This window comes from Micromonospora sp. NPDC000089 (assembly GCF_042899365.1).
In the GTDB taxonomy this organism is placed as follows: Bacteria; Actinomycetota; Actinomycetes; order Mycobacteriales; family Micromonosporaceae; genus Micromonospora.
Map to the genome: position 1 here is coordinate 428,458 of NZ_JBIAZT010000003.1, position 20,538 is coordinate 448,995.

A 20,538-nucleotide genomic window follows, 5' to 3' on the forward strand; every position below is an offset into this window, starting at 1 on the left:
TCAGACGGTGGTGGGCTCGGCGGCGGCCGGGCCGCCCGCGGTGACGGCGTCGGCCCGGCCGGCGTCGCCGCCCGCGGGCTCGTCGGCCGAGGTGATGGCGAGGAACGCCTCCTCCAGCGAGGTCGGCCGCACCTCGATCTCGCGGAACGCCACCCCCGCCCCGACCAGGTCCCGGACCAGCTGGTCGGCGTCGGTGGTGAGCAGGTGGGTGCGCCCGTCGACCCGCTCGGTGGCGACCACCCCGGGCAGCGCCGGCAGGTCGTCGGCGATCAGGCTGACCCGGCGCACGCCGACGATGCCGCGGATCGCGTCGACCGTGCCGTCGGCGAGCACCCGACCCCGGCCGATCACCACCACCCGCTGGGCCAGCGCCTCCACCTCCTCCAGGTAGTGGCTGCTCAGCAGCACCGTCCCGCCGTCGGCGTGGAACGCCCGGATCGCCTCCCAGAGGGTGCGGCGCGCCTCCACGTCCAGGCCGGTGGTCGGCTCGTCCAGCACCACCAGCCGGGGCCGGCCGACGAAGGCCAGCGCCACCGCGAGCCGGCGCTTCTGGCCGCCGGAGAGGCCGCCGGTCTGCCGGCGGGCCTGGTCGGTGAGGCCGAACCGGTCGAGCAGCTCGGCCCGGGGCACCGGGTCGGGGAAGTGCGCCGAGACGAAGTCGACCACCTCGCCGACCCGCAGCGTGCCGGGCAGCCCGGTCTCCTGCGGGGTCACCCCGAGCTGCCGGCGGGAGGCCGGATCGCGCGGGTCGCCGCCGAACAACTCGACCCGGCCCCCCGTGGGGTGGCGCAGCCCGACCAGCAGGTTGATCAGGGTGCTCTTGCCGGCGCCGTTCGGCCCGAGCAGGCCGACCAGCTCACCGGCGCCGACCGTGAGGTCGACCCGGTCCAGGGCGAGGACGTCACCGTAGCGGCGGGTGGCCTGGTCGGCGCGGGCGAGGACGTCGCTGGACGCGGTTGCGGTCGCGTTGTCGGGCACGGCTCCTGTATAGCGGTTCCGGGCAACCTGTGGGTGCCGGTGGTATCGGGTGTCGCCGATCTCCCCCAGGTTCCGACCATGCGGATGCGCGCGCTCACCTGTCTCGTCCTGGCAGCGACCTCAGCCGGGACGGCGGCCGCAGCTGGCGACGCTTCGACTCCGGCAGCTTCGACGCGGTCGAGTGCACCCCGTCCGGCGCCTGCTGGGCCTCCGGCGAGCAGGGCCGGGTCGCCCGCCTGACCTGGCACTGACCGCTCCCGCGACCGGCGAACGGTGGCGGCACGGCCACTCAGCCGAGCGGGGCGGGCAGCGGGGCGGAGTGCAGCACGCTGAGCCGGGACACCGCCCGGGTCAGCACCACGTACAACCGGTGCAGGCCGCGCGGCTCCGCCGCCACGATCGCGGCCGGCTCGACGACCACGACGTGGTCGTACTCGAGGCCCTTGACCAGGGTCGCCGGCACCACCGTGACCCGCGCCGCGTCCTGCAGCTCGTCGGCGGTCGCGGTCGCCACGCCGGCGGCGGCGAGCGCCGCGCGGAGCCCGTCCACCGCGGCGTCCGCCGCGATCACCCCGACCGAGCCGTCGTGCGCGAGCGCCGCCCGCACCTCGTCCACCGCGGCCCCCGCCAGGTCGTTCACCGTACGCACGTCGAGCGCGCCGTCGCGGCGCAGTGACCGCGCCGGGGGTACGTCCACCGCGAGCGCGGGCAGCAGCCGGTTGGCGAACGCGACCACCACCTCGGGCACCCGGAACCCGACGCTCAGCGGCACCACCTGCGCGTCGGGCTTGCCCAGGTGGGCGAGACTCTCCCGCCAGTCCGTCGCGGCCCACGGCGCGGTGCCCTGGGCCAGGTCACCGAGCAGGGTGATCGACCCGTGCTCGCTGCGCCGGGCCACCGCCCGGCACTGCATCGCGGAGAGATCCTGCGCCTCGTCGATCACCACGTGCCCGAAGCCCGCGGGCCGTTCGAGCAGCCCCGCCGCCTCGTCGATCAGCACCGCGTCGGCCGCGGTCCACCGGGTCGCCTTCGGCGTCCGCCCGAGCCTGGTCCCGCTGCCCGCGGTGGCACGGAGCAGCGCCTGTTCCTCCGCGCTGAGCAGCCCGTCGGCCGCGGCGGCGAGCAGGTCCGGGTCGCCGAGCAGGCCGTGCACCAGGCCCTCCGGCGTCAGCGCGGGCCAGACCGCGTCCAGCAAGTCGGTCACCGGCTTCGCGCGGCCCATCCGGCGCAGCCAGGCGTCGCTCGGCGACTCGGCCCGCCGCGCCTCGGCCTGTCGTTGCAGCAGACCGACCACCCGGGCCCGGACCCGTTCCCGCCCGGTCCCGTACGGCAACCCCTCCCGGCGGGTCTCCTCGACGATCCGGTGCAGCGGGTCCAGCCCGATCCGCCAGCGGTACGAACCGTCCGACACCATGATCGGCTCGGTCGGCACGCCGATCCGCGCGTCCACCGACCGGCGCAGCACCTCGGCCATCCGGGCGTCGTGCTTGAGGGTCGCCACCGCCGGGTCCTCGACCGCCCGTACCGGCACCCGTTCGAGCAGGTCCTCCACCGTCGCCTGCGCCACCTCGACCTCGCCCAGGGCGGGCAGCACCGCCGCGATGTACGACAGGAACGCCCGGTTCGGCCCGACGATCAGCACGCCGGAGCGGCGCAACCGCTCCCGGTGCAGATAGAGCAGGTACGCCGCCCGGTGCAGCCCGACCGCCGTCTTGCCGGTGCCCGGTGCGCCCTGCACGCAGATCGAGTCGGCCAGCTCGGCGCGGACCAGCTCGTCCTGCTCGGGCTGGATGGTGGCCACGATGTCGCGCATCGGCCCGACCCGCGGGCGTTCGATCTCGGCGGTGAGGATCCGGCTGGCCGTACCCAGCTCCTCGCCCCGGTCGAGCCGCTCGTCCTCGAAGCTGGTCAGCGCACCGGCGCTGAACCCGAACCGGCGCCGCACGGCGACGCCCTGCGGATCCCGGGCACTGGCCCGGTAGAACGACCGGGAGATCGGCGCCCGCCAGTCCAGCACCAGCGGCTCACCCCGCTCGTCGGTCACGTGCCGCCGCCCGACGTGGTACTCCCGCCCGGCGTGCTCCGCGTACGCCCCGTCCGGCCCGTCCGGGGTGCCGGCCGCCCCGTCGGCCGTGGGGGTGGCCCGGGCTTCGCCGGCGCCGGTCGTTCGGTCGGCCGTGCTGGCAGCGTCGGTGGCGCTGGTGGCGCCGGCGGCGTTCGTAGCGCCAGCGGCGTCGGCGGCATGGGCCGCCGCAGGGGCGGCCTGGGCGTCGGTCACGGCGGCGCCGAAGTCGAGGCGACCGAAGAAGAGCGGGGTGGTGGGGTCGTCGGCCAGCTCGGCCACCCGTCGGGCCAGGTGCCGGCCGAGCTGCTCCGCGGTGTACGCGTCACCGGCGACCGTGTCACCGGTGGCGAAGAGCGCCTCGGCGCGCTCCCGCATCCGGCGCAGGGCGGCACGGGAGGTGTCCAGGTGTGCGCGTTCGGCGGCGAGTTCGACGTCCAGGGACTGTTCTGGGGCGTGCAGGGTCATCCACGTACTCCTCGACACGGGGAAGATCACTGCCGCTCGCGTGTCCGACGCAGGTCGGCGCGGGGACGTCCGCTGCGGTGCTACTCACCGCGGCCGTCAGGCGGAAGGAGAGATGCTACTCCCAGGTCAGCGCGCGGCAACCGAATATCCGTCCGGTCGACAGACGCTGTCACCGTCGACCTCGCCGACGCGACTCCCTGTTCGCGGTCCCGGACCGGCTCGGTCCCGTTACCAGCTCGGCCCCGGCCCTTGCCGCCACTTCCGGCATTGGCCGCCACTTCCGGCCCTGGCCAGATCCGGCCGCGGCCCGTACCTGGCTCCGGCTCGCATGTGGCTCCGGCCCGTGCCTACCTCCGGCTTGCACGTGGCTCCGGCCCGTATCTGTCTCCGGCTTGCACGTGGCTTCGGCTTGCACGTGGCTTCGGCTTGCACGTGGCTTCGGCTTGCACGTGGCTTCGGCTCGCACCTGGCGCCCCGGCCTCAGCCCGGACTGGTCCCCGCCCTGCCGTGGTCCTGGTCTTTCGCCGATTGGCGTCGTGCGGTGTTGCGGGGTGCGTTCGGGCGACCGCGGAAAGTGTCGTACGTATGTTCTAATGTCTTGGTCGTGAGGGCTGCGGTGGCTGTGCTCGACGAGGTGCTGGATGGCCTGGTCGACGCGCCGGCGTGGCCGTTGGGCGAGGCGGAGTTGGTGGCGTCGTTGGATGCGGTGCATGCCGTGGAGCAGCGTCTCGCCGCGGTGAAGCTGGCCCTGGTGCGGGAGGTCGACGGTCGTGGTCTCGCGACCGCACAGGGGGCGTCGTCGACGGCGGTGTGGCTGCGGGATCGGTTGCGGGTGTCCGGGCGTAGCGCGCGGGAGTTGGTGCGGGTGGCCGCCGCTCTGGACGCGGGGCCGGGGGCGGTGCGGGCGGCGGTGGTGTCGGGTGCGGTGACCGTCGAGCAGGGTGAGGCGATCGCCGCTGCGGTGCGGGCGTTGCCGGTTGAGGCCGGTCCGGAGGTCGCTGACAAGGCCGTGACCGTGCTGCTTGACGCGGCGGGCCGGTTCGAGCCGGCGGTGCTGCGGCGCCTCGGTGAACGGGTGTTGGCCCACGTGGCGCCGGAGCTCGCCGAGCGGGCGGAGCTGGCCGCTCTGACCCGGGCGGCGGAGCGGGCGTGGGACCGGCGGCATGTCACCCTCGCCGACCAGCCCGACGGTCAGGTGCGCCTGGCCGGCAGCCTCGACGCGGAGACCGCGGCCCTGCTGCGGGCGGCGATCGACCCCCTCACCGCCCCCTCCGGGGAAGGCGATGATCGCAGTCCCGGTCAGCGTCGGGCCGACGCGCTGGGCGAGGTGTGCCGCCTCGCGTTGAGCACCGGGCAGTTGCCGGACAACGGCGGCGACCGCCCGCAGCTGGTGGTCGCCACCCGGTACGACGTACTCACCGGCCAACTCCAGACCGGGACCCTGGACACCGGTATGCGGCTCACCCCGAGCGTGGTGCGCCGGCTGGCCTGCGACGCCGCCGTGCTTCCCGCCGTCCTCGGCGGTGACGGTCAGGTCCTTGACCTGGGCCGCCGCCGACGGTTGTTCACCGGGCCACTACGCCGCGCCCTGGTGCTACGCGACGCAGGCTGCGCGTTTCCCGGCTGCGACCGCCCACCCCGCTGGTGCGACGGCCACCACATCCGACACTGGGCCGACGGCGGCCACACCTCACTCGACAACGCCGTACTGCTCTGCGGCCACCACCACCGACTCATCCACCACGGCGACTGGACCGTCCGCACCGGCACCGACCGGCGGCCCGAGTTCCTCCCACCGGCCTGGCTCGACCCCCACCAACACCCCCGCCGCAACCACCTCCACCGAAAACCCTGACCGGGCAGAAAGCCCGGACGCCCATCACCCGCCAGCGTCGGGATCAATCAACCGGACCAGCACCGGCTGACCCGGGGTCACCGTGCGCCGACTTCTCGGGCGGGCCTTCTGTGCCGCCGGTGACGCGGCACCAGGTCAGCCGGGCTGGGCAGTAGCACCCGGGGTGTTGGTGCGGCGGCGAACGGGCCGGGATCATGGGGGGATGACCGAGGCAGGCCACGAGCAGCGCAGGATGACGATCAGCGACCCGCTCGTTATGCGGGCGTTGGCCCACCCGGCCCGTATGGCGATCATGGAACATCTCAGTGCGGTGGAGGGCGGCTCGACCGCCACCGAGTGCGCCGAGCTCGCCGGCCTCTCGCCGAGCGCCACCAGCTATCACCTGCGCGAGCTGGCCAGGTTCGGCCTGGTCCGGGAAGCGGCCGGCCGGGGGGACGCCCGAGAGCGGGTGTGGCAGGCGGTGAACCCGTCGTACTCCGTAGAGTCGGAGCCGGACGCTGATCCGGAGACACACGCCGCCGAGGCGGCCCTCGTCGAGGCGCACCTGGTGCGGGACGCACAGCGGGTCCGGGACTGGATGCGCCGCGCGCGGGACGAGCCGCGCGAGTGGTACGAGGCGACCTCGATCAGCGACAGCGTGCTGCTGCTGACCGCCGAGGAGCTGGGTGAACTCAACCGTGCGGTCCAGGCGTTGATCGCGCCGTACCGGCAGCGGTACCGGACCGAACCACCGGCGGGGGCGCGCAAGGTGGCGGCGCAGTACCGGGCGATGCCCATCGACTGAGCGACGAATGCGGGTTGCGTACGCCAGGTGTGAAGGATTATTTTCGAAGTATGTCCTTCACACCTGGTTCGTCGCGCTGGTCGGACGTCTGGCTCGCCACCACCGCCCGGGGCGTCTCCAGCTGTGGCGACTTCCTCGCCGCGACCGCGTTGACCCTGGCGCTCCAGTCCGCCGGGGCGGGCGGCCTCGCCATCTCCGGGCTGCTGCTCGCCGCGACGCTGCCGTTGGTCGCGCTCGCCCCGCTGACCGGCCGGCTGGCCGACCGGGTGGACAGCCGGGTGCTGCTGGTCGGCACCGGGCTGGCCCAGGCCGGGATCTGCGTGTCGCTGGCGTACGCGAAGGATCCGGTCCTGGTCATGGCGCTGGTGGCGCTGCTGGCCACCGGCCTCGCGGTCACCCAGCCGGTGCTCGCCGCGCTGGTGCCGGTGATGGTCCGGGCCGACGACCTGCCCCGCGCCGGCGCGCTCAACCAGACCGCCGGCACCCTGGGCGCGCTCGTCGGGCCAGCCCTCGCCGGGCTGCTCGTCGGGCAGTTCGGCACCCGGGTGCCGCTGCTCGTCGACGCGGTCAGCTATCTCGCGTTGGTCACGGCCGCGCTGCTCATCCGTACCCGCCGGGGTGGCCGCGGGACGGCGGTGGCCGACGTCGTCGCGTCGGCCCCGCGCGCCTGGCGGCTGCGGCGCGATCCGTTGCTGATGGTCATGATCGGCAGCGTGGCCGCGGTGGTCGGCGCGGTCGGCGCGATCAACGTGATCGAGGTCTTCTTCATCCGGGAGACGCTGCACAGCTCCACCACCGTGTACGGCCTGGTCACCGGCTCCTGGACGCTCGGCGTCGTGCTCGGTGCCTGGCTGTTCGCCCGGGTCGCCCGCCGGTTCGCGGATGACGGCGCGCTACTCGGGGCCGGGCTGGTGCTGCTCGGCGGCTGCTGCCTGGCGGTCCTCGTCTCGGCTGCGGTCCCGTCGGCGTGGCTGCTCGTGCCGATCTGGATGGTGGGCGGCGTGGGCAATGGTGGCAACAACATCTTCGACAACCTGCTGCTGGCCCGGCGGGTGCCCGAGGCTGCCCGGGGCCGCGCGTTCGCGCTCTTCGGTGCGGCGGTGCAGGGCGGTGGAATGGCCGGGTATCTGATCGGCGGTCTGCTGCTGGAAGTGGCCGAACCTCGGCCGCTGGTCGCCGGTTGCGGGGTGGCCGGTCTGCTGGTGGTCGCGGTGCTGGCCTGGCCGGTCCGGCGCGCGGTACGGGCCGAGCGAGCCGCTGCCCCCGTGGCGGCGCCTGCCGCGCCGGTGGCCGGTTGAGCGGAGACATTCCGGTCAGCCGCTGCGGGGTTGGCCACTCCGGAGACGGTCCGCTGAGCCGGTCGCGACCGGCGGGGATACGGTCGGGGCATGGCTGAGCGCGTGGCACGCCCCCGGGTCGGGCACATCCAGTTCCTGAACTGCCTGCCGATCTACTGGGGCCTGATGCGCTCCGGCGCCCTGCTCGACGTGGACCTGCACAAGGACTCGCCGGACCGGCTCAGCGCCGCACTGGTCGCCGGCGACCTGGACATCGGGCCGATCTCGCACGTGGAGTACCTGCGGCACGCCGACGAGCTGCTGCTCCTGCCGGATCTCGCGGTCGGCAGCGACGGGCCGGTGCTGTCGGTCAACGTGGTCTCCACCCGGCCGCTGGGCGAGCTGAACGGGGCCCGGGTCGCGCTCGGCTCGACGTCCCGCACCGGGGTGCTGCTGGCCCAGCTGCTGCTCGGCGAGCGGTACGGCGTCCACCCCGAGTACTTCCGCTGCCCGCCCGACCTGACCCAGATGCTGCTGGAGGCGGACGCCGGGGTGCTCATCGGCGACGTGGCGCTGCGGGCGCTCCACGAGGCGCCCCGCCGGGGGCTGGAGGTCACCGACCTGGGGCAGGCCTGGCGGGAGTGGACCGGGTTGCCGATGGTCTTCGCCGTCTGGGCGGTACGCCGGGACTTCGCCGCCGCCCACCCGGGCATGGTCAAGGAGGTGCACGAGGCGTTCCTGCGCTCCCGCGACCTCTGCCTGGCCGAGCTGGACCAGGTCGCGGAGGCGGCAGCCCGCTGGGAGCCGTTCGACGCGGCCACCCTCGCCACCTACTTCCGTACCCTCGACTTCTCGCTCGGGGAGCGGCAGGTGGCCGGGTTGCGGGAGTTCGCCCGGCGGGCCGCCGCGATCGGCGAGGCCCCGGCCCTCCCGGCCGACGGCCCGGAGTTCTTCGCCGGCTGACCGCCGGCCGGGCACGGACCGGCCTGCCCGACGGCCCGGCCGGTGCGGATCGGGCTTGCCCCACGGCCGGCCGGTACGGACCGGGCCTGGCCGCCACGGGCCCGTGTGAGGGGCCGGCCCGTACGGCAGCCGGCCCGCAGCGGGACCGGCCGACGGGCGGGCTCAGATGTCGTCGCGGAGCGCCGCTTCGGTGATCTTCTGGCAGTTCTTCATGCCGTAGTCGTAGCCCATGCCGATCGGGTAGCGGACCATCACGCCCATCGTCCAGGTGTCGCCGATGGCCAGGCAGTTGATGTGCATCTCCTGCTCCCGCTCCCGGTCGATCCAGCCGTTCTTGATGGCGATGCTCTTCTGCTCGGCGGCCGGGAACGCCTTGCGGATGCCGAAGTCGCCGTCGCCGCGTACCTGCCGCATCTCGTTCAGCAGCCAGGTGGTCCACTTCGGCCCGGCGGCCCGGCCGTCCTTGATGCACGCGCCCAGCCGGGCGGTGTCCCGGGGGGACAGGTTGGTTCGGCTCCAGCCGCCGTCGGCGGCCGGGCTGCTGTCGGTGGTCTTGCAGATGGAGACCATCCGCTTGATCGACGCCGCCCGCCCGACGTTGTTGTAGAACTGCTCGGCCCGGGTGTTGTCGCTGTCCCGGATGATCTTTGTGGCGTCGGCCAGCTTGGCGTCGCTGGGCGTCTGGCCCGACTCGGCGGCGCGGCGCAGGTAGTCGGCGACCACCCAGGACTTGATCAGCGACGCGGTGGTGCTGGTCTCGTTCATGTTCTTCGAGCCGATGATCTTTCCGGTGCGGGTGTCCAGCACGCTCCAGGCGTACCAGCCCTCGATGTCGAGATCGATCTGCTCGTCCGCGAACGGCAGCGGCTCCAGCGACCGGGTCGGCGACGGCGACGGGGTCGGCCTCGGGCGGGAGCTGCGGTCGGTGGGGCCCTCGGTCGACCGGACCTGGCCGGACGGCTCGCCCCAGTGCGAGGCGGCCGTGGACTCCAGCGGCGAGCCGGGGAGCAGTCGCAGCGACACCAGCACCAGACCAATCAGGATCGCCGCGACGGCGGCGAGCTTCACCGGCTGGGCGGCTTCGCGCCGGCCCTTCCCGGCGGAGCGCCGCCCCGGGTCGGTGGAGCGCCGGCCGGCCGCGCTGGAGGAGGCCCCGGCCAACGGCTCGTCCGAGTGCCGACCCGGACGGTCGGAGTGTCGGCTGCCGGCCATCAGAGCTTCCCGACGGGCTGCTGGGGCACCTTGAGGGCGGCGCCGGGCTGCGGGGTCACCAGCTGGGTGGCGACGCTGGCACAGATCTTCGCGCCGTACTCCAGCTTGCTGCTCTGGGGGTAACGCAGCATCACCGCGAGGCTCCACTTGTCGGTGACGGCGAGACAGTTGACGTGCCAGTTGCCGTCGGAGTTGATGGGCGTCCACCCGTTCTTGATGCTGACCGGGCCCTGGGCCTTGATTTCGGCGGGCAGTCCGTCGGTGATGCCCCACCGGCCGCCACCGGACCGTAGCTGTTGCTTGTCGACGGCGCCGCGGACGTTGGCCATCTCGTTCAGCACCCACCTGGTCCACTTCTGGCCCGCGGCCCGGCCGTCGGCGATGCAGTCGCCGAGGCGTACCGCGTCCCGGGGGGACATCCGGGTGAAGCTCCACCAGCCCTCGTACCCGGGCGAGTTGCCGCGCTTGGTGTCGGTCAGGCCGCAGATGCTGATCGCCCGCTTGATCACCGGGCCGGGCTGGCCGCCCGCGGGCACCTGGTACGAGCCGCCGGCGGCCCGGTAGACCCGGTTCGCCGCGTCGTCGTTGCTGTCCCGGATGGCCAGGCTCGCGTCCTTCCGCAGCGCGGCGGAGGGCTCCTTGTCGCCCAGCTGACGCAGGTAGTCCGAGACGATCCAGGCCTTGAGCATGGACTCGGTGGAGTTCGTCGCGGCCATGTTCTTCGAGCCGGAGATGGCGCCGGTCTTCCGGTCCATCAGGGCCCACCCGAAGAAGTCGCCCTTGAAGTTCACCGAGACCGGCGCCGCGGCCAGGGTCGGTGGCGGGGGCGCGGTCGGCGTGGGGGCGGGGACCTGCTCGGCCGAGCCGCCGCCGATGCCACCGAGCGCGCCGTCGTCGCCGCCGAGCCGTGCGTACGCCGCGGGGACCAGCAGGCCGGCGCCGAGCAGCACCGCCAGGACGGCGAGCACCATGATCACGCGGGATCGCATGAGTGGGTGAACTCCAGATGTCAGGGCCGGGGGGACCGGCTGTTTGCCGAGGGTGTCGGCCGGATCGCCTAGGCCGGGGGGTTGGCCTGGTGGGGCGGCGATCGTCGGCAGCCGATCGGTGTGACCGGCAAATAGTACGTCCGCGCGGCCGACGCGCCAGCGCCCGGCGCGGCCGGACATGCCAAGAAGCCGGGATTAAACGCCGCTATGCCACCCTTGAGAGGATTCACCTTCGTTCCGTGAGGCAAGTCACACTCCCGGCCCTGCCCGGTATCGACCCAGCGCTGCCGGCCGGTGACGGAAGGCCGTTCGCAAATGCTGTTACACCCTCTGGTGTCGATGGGAACGAGCTGTAACACTTGGGTCATGTATGGCAACGACTTCGCCCCGGACGAGGACGGCCCCGGCGCCGGCCTGCTCGAGCAGGTTGAGGCGGCCGAGGCGGCCCTGCGGGAGGCGGCGGCCCGCGGCCGCGGCGCCGACGGCCCCGCCCTCGGTACGGACCTGGCGGCGTACTTCGCCGAGGTGATCGACGCCGACCAGAAGATCGAGCCGCGGGACTGGATGCCGGAGGCGTACCGCAGGACGCTGATCCGGCAGATCGCCCAGCACGCCCACTCCGAGATCATCGGCATGCAGCCGGAGGGGAACTGGATCAGCCGCGCCCCCTCCCTCAAGCGAAAGGCGATCCTGCTGGCCAAGGTGCAGGACGAGGCGGGGCACGGCCTCTACCTCTACGCCGCCGCCGAGACCCTCGGCATCAGCCGCGACGAGCTGGTCGACCTCTTGCTGGCCGGCCGGCAGAAGTACAGCTCGATCTTCAACTACCCCACCCTGACCTGGGCCGACGTCGGCGCGATCGGCTGGCTGGTGGACGGCGCGGCGATCGTCAACCAGGTCCCGCTGTGCCGCTGCTCGTACGGGCCGTACGCCCGGGCCATGATCCGGGTCTGCAAGGAGGAGTCCTTCCACCAGCGGCAGGGCTACGAGATCCTGCACACGCTGGCGCACGGCACCCCGGAGCAGAAGGCGATGGCCCAGGACGCGGTGGACCGGTGGTGGTACCCGTCGCTGGCCATGTTCGGCCCGCCGGACGGCGACTCCACCCACTCCGAGCAGTCGATGGCCTGGAAGATCAAGCGCTTCTCCAATGACGAGCTGCGCCAGCGCTTCGTGGACATGTGCGTGCAGCAGGCCGAGATCCTCGGCCTGCGCCTGCCCGACCCCGACCTGCGCTGGAACGACGAGCGGCAGGCGTACGACTACACCCAGCCGGACTACGCCGAGCTGATGCAGGTGATCAAGGGCAACGGCCCGTGCAACCGGCAGCGGATCGAGCACCGCCGGGCCGCCCACCGCGAGGGCGCCTGGGTACGCGAGGCCGCCGCGGCGTACGCCGCCAAGCGGGCCGGGCAGAAGGAGAAGGTGGCCGCATGACCGGTAGGGAATCCTCGCCGCTGTGGGAGGTGTTCGTCCGGGCCCGGCGGGGGCTGTCGCACACCCACGTCGGCAGCCTGCACGCCCCGGATGCCGAGCTGGCCCTGCGCAACGCCCGCGACCTCTACACCCGCCGCCAGGAGGGGGTGTCGATCTGGGTGGTGCCGGCCGGCGCGATCACCGCGTCCAGCCCGGACGAGAAGGACGCCTTCTTCGACCCGGCCGCCGACAAGGTCTACCGTCACCCGACCTTCTACGACGTCCCGGACGGGGTGGCCCACCTGTGAGCGCGAGGAGTGAGCCGGGTTTGCGAGCCCCGCAGTCGCGAACGGAGACCGGCCCGGTGAGCGCGAGGAGTGAGCCGGGTTTGCGAGCCCCGCAGTCGCGAACGGAGACCGGCCCGGTGAGCGCGAGGAGTGAGCCGGGTTTGCGAGCCCCGCAGTCGCGAACGGAGACCGGCCCGGTGAGCGCGAGGAGTGAGCACGAGTACGTCCTCGGGCTCGGTGACGACGCGCTGGTCGCGGCGCAGCGGCTCGGCGAGTGGGCCACCCGCGCGCCGGAGATGGAAGAGGACATCGCGCTGGCCAACATCGCCCTCGACCAGCTTGGCGCCGCCCGGCTGCTGCTGTCGTACGCGGGTGAGCTGGAGGGCGCCGGCCGGGACGAGGACGCGCTGGCGTACCTGCGCGGTGACCGGGAGTTCCGCAACCGCCTGCTGGTCGAGCTGCCCAACGGCGACTTCGCGGTCACCATGGTGAAGCTGCTGCTGTTGTCGGCGTACCAGCTGCCGCTCTACACGGCACTGTCCGGGTGCGCCGACGAGCGGCTGGCCGCGATCGGCGGCAAGGCGCGCAAGGAGTCGGCGTACCACCTGGATCACAGCTCGCTGTGGGTGAAGCGGCTGGGCGACGGCACCGAGGAGTCGCACCGGCGCGCCCAGGCCGCGCTGGACGAGGTGTGGCCGTACCACCACGAGCTGTTCACGGCGGACCCGGCGGCGCCGGTCGACCCGGCCACCCTGCGGGCCGCCTTCGACACGACCGTGTTCGCCGTGCTCGACGAGGCGACGTTGACCCGGCCGGCGACCGGCTGGACGCCGGGTGGCGGGCGGGACGGGGTGCACACCGAGCACCTGTCGTACCTGCTCGCCGAGATGCAGGTGCTGCACCGGGCGCACCCCGGGGCCCAGTGGTGAGCGCGAGGAGCGCAGCGCAGCGGAGCCCCGCAGTCGCGAACGAAAGATGGTGCAGGTGACGACGCCCAGGGAGGCCGTGGCGGCGGTGGTGGACCCGGAGATCCGGGTGATCACCATCGACGAGCTGGGCATCCTGCGGGCGGTCGACGAGGACCCGGCCACCGGTCGGGTGGTCGTCACCATCACCCCCACCTACACAGGTTGCCCGGCGATGGACGTGATCCGGTCGGACATCCGCCGGGCGCTGGCCGCCGCCGGCCACCCCGACGCCGAGGTACGGACGATCTTCGCGCCGGCGTGGAGCACCGACTGGATCTCCGAGCAGGGGCGGGTCAAGCTGGCCGCGGCCGGGATCGCCCCGCCGGCCCCGGTCCGGGCCGGGAACGTGGTGCCGCTGACCCTCGCCGTGCGCTGCCCGCAGTGCGGTTCACCGGAGACCGAGCAGGTCAGCCGGTTCGGCTCGACCGCCTGCAAGTCCCTCTGGCGCTGCCGTTCCTGCGCCGAACCCTTCGACCATGTGAAGGCGCTGTGACTGTCACGATCACCCGTCCGGTCCGTCGCCGGCCGGTCTTCCACCCGTTGCCCGTCGCCGCCGTCGACCGGCTCACCGACGACTCCGTGGCGGTCACCTTCGCCGTGCCGGAGGAGCTGCGGGAGACCTTCGCGTTCGCCGCCGGGCAGCACCTGACCGTGCGTCGTCCCGCCGGAGGCGGGCCCACCGGCTCCGCGGGCGCGGACGTCGCGGAGGTGCGGCGGTCGTACTCGATCTGCTCGACGCCGGACGAGCTGGCCCGGCACGGCCGGTTGCGGATCGGGGTGCGGGAGGTCCCGGGCGGCGCGTTCTCCGCGTTCGCCTGCGGCGCGCTGCGCGGCGGCGACACGGTCGAGGTGCTGCCGCCGCTGGGGCACTTCACCACGGCGTTCGCGCCGGGTCGGGTCCGGCACTACGGCGCGGTGGTCGCCGGCTCCGGGATCACCCCGGTGCTCGCGCTGGTCGCCACCGCCCTGGCCGTCGAGCCGGCCAGCACCTTCACCCTGGTGTACGGCAACCGCACGGCCAACACGGTGATGTTCGCCGAGGAGCTGGCCGACCTGAAGGACCGCTACCCGACCCGGCTGCACCTGGTGCACGTGCTGAGCCGCGAGCAGGGCGAGTCGCCGCTGCTGTCCGGGCGGATCGACGCCGACCGGCTGGGCCGGCTGCTGGACACCATCGTGCCGGGGGACGCCATCGAGGAGTGGTTCCTCTGCGGGCCGTACCAGATGGTGCTGGACGCCCGGGCGGTGCTGACCGGGCGCGGGCTGCCGGAGTCGGCGGTGCGCACCGAGCTGTTTCACGTCGACGCGCCGCCGGAGCCGGTGCGCCGCCCCGGCGACCAGCCGGGCGCGGGCGCGGAGGTGACGATCGTGCTGGACGGCCGGTCGTCGAGCTTCACCATGGGCCGCGACGAGCGGGTGCTGGACGCGGCGCTGAAGGTCCGCGGCGAGCTGCCGTACGCGTGCAAGGGCGGAGTCTGCTCGACCTGCCGCGCCAAGGTCGTCGACGGCGCGGTGACGATGGCCCGCAACTACTCCCTGGAGCCGGACGAGGTGGCCCGCGGCTACGTGCTGACCTGCCAGTCCAGCCCGACCACCGACCGGCTGACGATCGACTACGACGCCTGACCCGCCCGGTCGGGTGGGATGGGCGACACAGCGCAGGACTCCCCGGGGGCGGACCCCGGGGCCGACGTACGCTCGGGGGTGTGACGGTGAGCCGGGAGATCGACGACATCCTGCAGCGCGGCGCGGACGGCGGGCGGATCACGCCCGACGAGGCGCTGCTGATCTACACCGAGGCGCCCTTCCACGCCCTCGGCGAGGCGGCGGACGCGGTGCGCCGGCGGCGCTACCCGGACAACGTCGTCACGTACCTGATCGATCGCAACATCAACTACACCAACGTCTGCGTGACGGCGTGCAAGTTCTGCGCGTTCTACCGCGCGCCCAAGCACGCCGAGGGGTGGACCCACCCGACCGAGGAGATCCTGCGCCGCTGCGGCGAGGCGGTCGAGCTGGGCGCGACCCAGGTGATGCTGCAGGGCGGCCACCACCCGGACTACGGCGTGGAGTACTACGAGGAGCTGTTCTCCTCGGTCAAGAAGGCGTACCCGCAGCTGGCCATCCACTCGATCGGCCCGAGCGAGATCCTGCACATGGCGAAGGTGTCCGGGGTGAGCCTGGACGAGGCGATCGCCCGGATCAAGGCCGCCGGGCTGGACTCGATCGCCGGCGCCGGCGCCGAGATGCTGCCCGCGCGACCCCGGAAGGCGATCGCCCCGCTCAAGGAGTCGGGTGAGCGCTGGCTGGAGGTCATGGAGCTGGCCCACCGGCAGGGCGTCGAGTCGACCGCCACGATGATGATGGGCACCGGGGAGACCAACGCGGAGCGGATCGAGCACCTGCGGATGATCCGCGACGTGCAGGACCGCACGAAGGGCTTCCGGGCGTTCATCCCGTGGACGTACCAGCCGGAGAACAACCACCTCAAGGGCCGCACCCAGGCCACCACCCTGGAGTACCTGCGGCTGGTCGCGGTGGCCCGGCTGTTCTTCGAGACCGTGCCGCACCTGCAGGCGTCCTGGCTGACCACCGGCAAGGACGTCGGTCAGCTCTCGCTGCACATGGGCGTCGACGACCTCGGCTCGATCATGCTGGAGGAGAACGTGATCTCCTCGGCCGGCGCCCGGCACCGCTCCAACCTGCACGAGCTGATCGACATGATCCGCAGCGCGGGCCGGATCCCGGCCCAGCGGGACACGCTCTACCACCGGCTCGCGGTGCACCACACCCCGGCCGACGACCCGACCGACGACCGGGTGGTCTCGCACTTCTCCTCGATCGCGATGCCCGGCGGCGGCGCCGGCAGGACGCTGCCGCTGGTGGAGGCGCGCTGACGGTAGTTACCGCTGACGGGCGTCCGGAGGCCGGACGGCCTCGGCTCGGACACGCCCAGATAACAGTTCTTCGGCGAGTGCGGCAACACCCGGTGTGAAGGCTGGCGGGGCGGGCCCGCGGCCGCTAACGTGCGGCGGCGTACCGGGCGCTTCGTCGGAGGTGGCGGTGGTACGACGGCTCGTCCTCCATCGGCCCGTGCGGGGCCGTTCACATAACGCACCAAGGCCAGGGCGGGATGGGTGACCATCCCGCCCTCGCTGTTCATCCGTTCGGCCGCTGTGGCCGAAATTCCCACCCCAGCGCTGGCGCGCGGGCATCGACCTCCGATAACGTCCGGCCGGTTCGCGCTCTTATCTTCCCTAACCCCCCGGGGGATCGATGACTCCGCTCCACCGTTCGGCGCTGGCCCGCGTCGGCGCCGTGGCCCTGCTCGCCGCCGGTGGCCTGGCCACCGTGGCCGCCCCGGCGCAGGCCGCCGACCAGGCCGACCTGGCGCTGACCCCGCTGAGCTACCAGCTGGCCAAGGGCGTCAAGGAGGCCAAGGCCAAGCCGTTCAAGTTCCTCGTGGACAACACCCGCGGCACCGTCACCGCGAAGGACGTCAGCGTCACGGTCGAGACCAAGGGCCTCAAGGACCGCAAGGTCGGCGTGGTGATCCCGGACGGCTGCGACGTCAACGGCACCGCGTTCACCTGCCTGCTGGGCGACCTGGCCGGCGGCACCACCGAGGACTTCGGCATCCCGCTGTTCTCCACCGGCACCAGGGGTGACGCCGGCACGCTGGTCGTCACGATCACGTCCGCGACCCCCGACCCGAACCTCGACGACAACACCCGCGAGCACGCCATCACCGTCGCCAAGCCCGGCTACGACCTGACCACCTGGGTGCAGGACGTGTACTCCGACGTGGTCATCGACGGCGACGAGGCCGGCGAGTCGGGCCTGAAGCCGGTCAAGCCCGGCGAGACCGCCCCGCTGGACTGGGCCGTGTTCAACGACGGCAGCCGCAAGGCCACCGGCGTCGCGTACGGCATCGCGCTGCCGGCCGGCGTCACCTTCGCCGAGCTGCCCGACGGCTGCGTGCAGCAGGTGCTGGGCGGCCTCGCCCAGGCGTACTGCGAGGACGCCGGCGCGGTGCTGCGGCCGGGCGAGTTCTACACCGGTGACGTGCGGGTGAAGGTCGGCGCGGACGTGACCGAGAAGCTGCTGCGCCCGGGCTTCGTCTTCGCGGCCGGCCTGGACGCCGCCCAGGGCGAGCCGGAGGAGGAGCCGCAGGTCGCCAGCGGGGCGCAGCGCAAGGCGTTCACCGAGACCGACGACGGCGACAACACCGCCCAGTTCGACGTGTTCGTCGACCCGACCGCCGGCCCGGGCCCGAGCCCGAGCCCGACGGCCACCCCGACCGCCACGCCGACGGCCACCCCGACCGGCACCCCCACCGCCAGCCCGACCGTGGGCGGCGGCACCGGCGGCGGTTCGGACGACGGCGGTCTGCCGGTCACCGGTACGCAGGTCGGCCTGATCGGCGGCATCGGCGGCGGCATCCTGGTCGCCGGCGGCGTGCTGCTGCTGCTCGCCCGTCGGCGCCGGGTCGTCCTGGTGAACCCGGGTGACGAGAAGCCGGCCAGCTGATCCGAGCGGGTTCGTCGAGGGCGGGGTGGGCGACCACCCCGCCCTCGCGCGTTCCCGGCCTGGGTCCTGTCCGCTCCGGTGGGGCTGGTTGCGCGGCCGGCGCGGCTCCGGATCGCCGGCGATGGCGGGCCCCGACCGGTGGCCGGGGCCCGACTGGCAGACTGCGGGGGTGAGTCGTACCCCGCAGGGCCAGCGCGCCGGCCTGGACAAGCAGCCGCACGAGGTCGCCGCGATGTTCGACGGCGTGGCGGGCCGTTACGACGTGACCAACACGGTGATGACCGCCGGCCGGGACCGGGCCTGGCGTCGGGCCACCCGGGAGGCGCTCGGCCTGCGGCCGGGGGAGCGGGTGCTGGACGTGGGCGCGGGGACGGGCGTCTCCACCGAGGAGTTGAGCCGGTCCGGCGCGTACGCGGTCGGCGCCGACCTCTCCCTCGGGATGCTCCAGGCCGGTCGCCGGGTCCGGCCGCAGGTGCCGCTGCTGGCCGGTGACGCGCTGCGGCTGCCCTTCCCGGACGCCACCTTCGACGCGGTGACCATCTCCTTCGCGCTGCGCAACGTGGTCGACACCCAGGCCGCGCTCCGCGAGTTCGCCCGGGTGACCCGGCCGGGCGGCCGGCTGGTGATCTGCGAGCTGAGCCATCCGACCAACCCGCTGTTCCGCACCGCCTACCTGTCGTACCTGATGCGGTGGTTGCCGACCGCGGCCCGGGTGGTGTCGAGCAACCCCGACGCGTACGTGTACCTGATCGAGTCGATCCGGGCCTGGCCGGACCAGGCCGCCCTGGCGGCGCGGATCCAGGAGGCCGGCTGGGGGCGGGTGGGCTGGCGGAACCTGACCGGCGGCCTGGCGGCGCTGCACCGGGCGGTCCGCAGCTGACCGCCCGACGTGCGGTGACCCCGCGACCAGTTTGACGAATGTCCGTATCTAGTCCACTTTGACCCGTAAGCTCGCCTGCATGACGGCACCCGTTCAGCCGGAAGAGCCCACCGACGCCGACGCCGCCGACCTCGTCGCGCAGCTGCGTGAGCTGGCCGGGGCCGACCCGGCGGACGTGCGCCAGGTGGTCGCCGAGGTGCTGGCCGCGCTGGACCGCGCCGCCGGTGGCGCGCTGCGCGAACACCTGCCGCAGGCGATCCGGGCCGACGCCGGCCTGGATGCCGCGCCCGCCCGGCACTGAGCCCGCCGGGAGCCCGGAATCGGGCCGCCGCTACCGGCTTGTTTCCGAAAAGTTAGGTACCCCTCAGGGGTCGCGGGTGTAACCCCGGTCATAGACTCCAACCCGATCGGCTTGTGAAGCATTTCACGAGCGTGCGGGAGGAGGCGCGGATGACCTCGGTGGAGAACGACGCCGACGTGATCGTCGTGGGCGCCGGTCCCGGTGGATCGGCGACGGCGTATCACCTGGCCAAGCACGGCGTACGCGTGCTGCTGCTGGAGAAGACCGAGTTTCCCCGCGAGAAGGTGTGCGGGGACGGCCTGACGCCGCGGGCGACGCGGCAGCTCATCCGGATGGGTGTGGACACCTCACCCGAGGCGGGCTGGCTGCACAACCGCGGCCTGCGGGTGATCGGCGGCGGGGTACGCCTGGAACTGGACTGGCCCGACCTGGCCAGCTTCCCCAACTACGGCCTGGTGCGTACCCGGCTGGACTTCGACGACCTGCTCGCCCAGCGGGCGGTCGCCGCCGGCGCCAAGCTGCGCACCGGGGTGAACGTGGTCGGCCCGGTGCTCGGCGCCGACGACCGGGTGATCGGGGTGACCGCCGAGGTCGGCCCGGAGAAGGAGCCGGTCTCCTTCCGCGCGCCGCTGGTGGTCGCCGCCGACGGCGTCTCCGGTCGTTTCCCGCTCTCGCTCGGCATGGCCAAGCGCGAGGACCGGCCGATCGGCGTGGCCGTCCGGCGCTACTACCGCTCGCCGGTGAAGCACGACGACGACTACCTGGAGTCCTGGCTGGAGCTGCGGGCCAAGGGCAGCGACGCGCTGCTGCCCGGGTACGGCTGGATCTTCGGCCTCGGCGACGGCCGGGTCAACGCCGGCCTCGGCGTGCTCAACTCCTCGGCCGCCTTCGGCAAGACCAACTACCGGCGGCTGCTCACCGACTGGCTGGCCAACACCCCCGAGGACTGGGGGATGACCGACGAGTCCAACGCGGACGGTCCGATCCTCGGCGCGGCGCTGCCGATGGGCTTCAACCGGGTGCCGCACTACACCCGCGGGGTGCTGCTGGTCGGCGACTCGGGCGGCATGGTCAACCCGTTCAACGGTGAGGGCATCGCGTACGCGATGGAGTCCGGCGAGCTGGCCGCGGAGATCGCGGTGCAGGCGCTGGCCCGACCGGCCGGGCCGGAGCGGGAGCGGGCGCTGATGGCGTACCCGCTGGAGCTGAAGACCCGGTTCGGCGGCTACTACCGGCTCGGCGGGATCTTCGTGAAGCTGATCGGCCGGCCCGAGGTGATGCGGATGGCGACCAAGCACGGCATGCCGCACCCGCTGTTGATGCGCTTCGTGCTCAAGCTGCTGGCCAACCTGACCGACCCGCGCGGCGGGGACGCGATGGACCGGGTCATCAACGCGATGACGAAGGCGGCGCCAGCCGTGTAGCGCGAGGAGTGAGCTTGCGAGCCCCGCAGTCGCGAAACGTAAGCCGGCGCCGTGTAGCGCGAGGAGTGAGCTTGCGAGCCCCGCAGTCGCGAAACGTAAGCCGGCGCCGTGTAGCGCGAGGAGTGAGCTTGCGAGCCCCGCAGG

At 73.3% G+C, this 20,538-nt stretch carries 18 protein-coding genes; 14 read left to right on the forward strand and 4 right to left on the reverse strand.

Annotated elements, in window-relative coordinates:
• Positions 1-978, reverse strand: coding sequence for an ABC transporter ATP-binding protein (locus tag ACFY3U_RS08710; protein ID WP_387197159.1), 978 nt, complete (start codon positions 976-978; stop codon positions 1-3).
• Between the two features lie 289 nt (positions 979-1,267).
• Positions 1,268-3,508: a HelD family protein gene (locus tag ACFY3U_RS08715; RefSeq protein WP_387197162.1), complete on the reverse strand. Its 2,241-nt coding sequence runs from the start codon at positions 3,506-3,508 to the stop codon at positions 1,268-1,270.
• A gap of 604 nt (positions 3,509-4,112) precedes the next feature.
• Here ACFY3U_RS08715 and ACFY3U_RS08720 point away from each other — a divergent pair.
• The 4 genes from ACFY3U_RS08720 (at position 4,113) to ACFY3U_RS08735 (ending at position 8,387) form a co-directional block, all read left to right on the forward strand.
• Entirely contained in the window at positions 4,113-5,363 is a 1,251-nt protein-coding gene (locus ACFY3U_RS08720) for a DUF222 domain-containing protein (RefSeq protein ID WP_387197165.1), read from the forward strand.
• Between the two features lie 202 nt (positions 5,364-5,565).
• Positions 5,566-6,147 carry an ArsR/SmtB family transcription factor gene (locus tag ACFY3U_RS08725; RefSeq protein ID WP_387197168.1) on the forward strand — a complete coding sequence of 194 codons (582 nt, stop codon included), beginning with the start codon at positions 5,566-5,568 and terminating at the stop codon, positions 6,145-6,147.
• A 50-nt stretch (positions 6,148-6,197) separates the two neighbouring features.
• On the forward strand, positions 6,198-7,445 hold the full coding sequence (locus ACFY3U_RS08730; protein ID WP_387197171.1) for an MFS transporter: 1,248 nt from the start codon (positions 6,198-6,200) through the stop codon (positions 7,443-7,445).
• Positions 7,446-7,535: 90 nt separating this feature from the next.
• Positions 7,536-8,387 carry a menaquinone biosynthetic enzyme MqnA/MqnD family protein gene (locus tag ACFY3U_RS08735; protein ID WP_387197175.1) on the forward strand — a complete coding sequence of 284 codons (852 nt, stop codon included), beginning with the start codon at positions 7,536-7,538 and terminating at the stop codon, positions 8,385-8,387.
• Between the two features lie 162 nt (positions 8,388-8,549).
• On the opposite strand, the gene ACFY3U_RS08740 is transcribed toward ACFY3U_RS08735, so the two are convergent.
• Together ACFY3U_RS08740 and ACFY3U_RS08745 are read right to left on the reverse strand one after the other, a co-directional pair.
• Positions 8,550-9,599 carry a hypothetical protein gene (locus ACFY3U_RS08740; protein WP_387197178.1) on the reverse strand — a complete coding sequence of 350 codons (1,050 nt, stop codon included), beginning with the start codon at positions 9,597-9,599 and terminating at the stop codon, positions 8,550-8,552.
• On the reverse strand, positions 9,599-10,588 hold the full coding sequence (locus ACFY3U_RS08745; RefSeq protein WP_387197181.1) for a hypothetical protein: 990 nt from the start codon (positions 10,586-10,588) through the stop codon (positions 9,599-9,601). Before ACFY3U_RS08745 ends, ACFY3U_RS08740 begins: the two co-directional genes overlap by 1 nt.
• A 366-nt stretch (positions 10,589-10,954) precedes the next feature.
• Between ACFY3U_RS08745 and paaA the strand changes: the two genes are divergently transcribed.
• From paaA to ACFY3U_RS08795, 10 genes are all read left to right on the forward strand, one after another.
• Positions 10,955-12,025 carry a 1,2-phenylacetyl-CoA epoxidase subunit PaaA gene (gene paaA, locus ACFY3U_RS08750; protein WP_387197184.1) on the forward strand — a complete coding sequence of 357 codons (1,071 nt, stop codon included), beginning with the start codon at positions 10,955-10,957 and terminating at the stop codon, positions 12,023-12,025.
• A complete protein-coding gene (gene paaB / locus ACFY3U_RS08755) occupies positions 12,022-12,312 on the forward strand; it encodes a 1,2-phenylacetyl-CoA epoxidase subunit PaaB (protein ID WP_387197187.1) in 291 nt (96 codons plus the stop codon). The genes paaA and paaB overlap by 4 nt, the downstream gene beginning before the upstream one ends.
• A gap of 176 nt (positions 12,313-12,488) precedes the next feature.
• Positions 12,489-13,220 (forward strand): 1,2-phenylacetyl-CoA epoxidase subunit PaaC, encoded by a 732-nt coding sequence (gene paaC, locus ACFY3U_RS08760; RefSeq protein WP_387197191.1) that lies wholly within the window; start codon positions 12,489-12,491, stop codon positions 13,218-13,220.
• Positions 13,221-13,275: 55 nt separating this feature from the next.
• Entirely contained in the window at positions 13,276-13,752 is a 477-nt protein-coding gene (gene paaD, locus ACFY3U_RS08765) for a 1,2-phenylacetyl-CoA epoxidase subunit PaaD (protein WP_387197195.1), read from the forward strand.
• Entirely contained in the window at positions 13,749-14,885 is a 1,137-nt protein-coding gene (gene paaE / locus ACFY3U_RS08770; RefSeq protein WP_387197198.1) for a 1,2-phenylacetyl-CoA epoxidase subunit PaaE, read from the forward strand. The genes paaD and paaE overlap by 4 nt, the downstream gene beginning before the upstream one ends.
• Before the next feature lie 80 nt (positions 14,886-14,965).
• Entirely contained in the window at positions 14,966-16,156 is a 1,191-nt protein-coding gene (gene mqnC, locus ACFY3U_RS08775; protein WP_387197201.1) for a cyclic dehypoxanthinyl futalosine synthase, read from the forward strand.
• A 379-nt stretch (positions 16,157-16,535) separates the two neighbouring features.
• Positions 16,536-17,789: a cell wall anchor protein gene (locus ACFY3U_RS08780; RefSeq protein WP_387197204.1), complete on the forward strand. Its 1,254-nt coding sequence runs from the start codon at positions 16,536-16,538 to the stop codon at positions 17,787-17,789.
• A 121-nt stretch (positions 17,790-17,910) separates the two neighbouring features.
• Positions 17,911-18,669: a demethylmenaquinone methyltransferase gene (locus tag ACFY3U_RS08785; RefSeq protein ID WP_387197207.1), complete on the forward strand. Its 759-nt coding sequence runs from the start codon at positions 17,911-17,913 to the stop codon at positions 18,667-18,669.
• Positions 18,670-18,748: 79 nt separating this feature from the next.
• Positions 18,749-18,970, forward strand: a complete 222-nt coding sequence (locus ACFY3U_RS08790; protein WP_387197210.1) for a hypothetical protein — start codon at positions 18,749-18,751, stop codon at positions 18,968-18,970.
• Positions 18,971-19,119: 149 nt separating this feature from the next.
• Entirely contained in the window at positions 19,120-20,394 is a 1,275-nt protein-coding gene (locus tag ACFY3U_RS08795; RefSeq protein WP_387197213.1) for a geranylgeranyl reductase family protein, read from the forward strand.
• The last annotated feature ends 144 nt before the right edge of the window (positions 20,395-20,538 follow it).